The following is a 779-nucleotide window of genomic DNA, read 5'->3' on the forward strand; positions in this document are numbered from 1 at the left end:
ATTAATGGGTATGGCCCGACAGAAAACACAGTATTCACTTGTTGTCATGTTATGGAAAAAGGAGAAGAGATAGATAATTCTGTTCCAATAGGCAAGCCAATTTCAAATACAAGTGTTTATATTTTGGATTCAAATTTAACTCCTGTCCCTCCAGGGGTAGTAGGTGAATTGTATCTTGGTGGTGAAGGGGTTGCGAAGGGGTATTTGAATTTGAGCGAAGTAACCAAGGAGAAGTTCATCCCCAATCCATTTAGTGATACCGAGTCTTACATGTATAGAAGTGGAGACCTTGGAAAATTCCTCTCAAATGGAGAAATTGAATATCTTGGTAGAACCGATAACCAACTGAAGATGAGAGGGTATCGGATAGAACCTGGTGAGATTGAAACCACATTGTACTCCCATCACTCCATTGAAGAAGCTCTAGTGACTTCCATGAATGTCGGAGAGGATACAAGGTTGGTTGGTTATGTAGTCACAAATGATATAAAAGATATTTCAGGTATGGAGATTAAGGAATATCTGTCTCAATATTTACCTCGGTTTATGGTCCCTTCGGTAATCATAAATTTAAATGAAATGCCATTGAATCCGAATGGAAAAGTTGATCGAGAACGTCTACCATCTCCTGATATGGGAGAGAGAGAGATAGAGATTGTTCAACCAATTACCGCGGAAGAAAAAGAACTGTCTGAAATGTGGGGAGAATTACTTGTTATACAGTCCATTAGTTTATATGATGACTTCTTTGAATTAGGGGGACATTCCCTAAGATCGGA

General features: G+C 38.9%; 1 protein-coding gene. It reads left to right on the forward strand.

All coding sequences use genetic code 11. From position 1 onward, the window contains the following. The coding region (locus ACGTN6_RS20655) for an AMP-binding protein (RefSeq protein ID WP_394594943.1) at nt 1-779 on the forward strand (779 nt) is incomplete at both ends.

The organism is Halomonas sp. B23F22_20 (assembly GCF_043496985.1).
In the GTDB taxonomy this organism is placed as follows: Bacteria; Pseudomonadota; Gammaproteobacteria; order Pseudomonadales; family Halomonadaceae; genus Halomonas.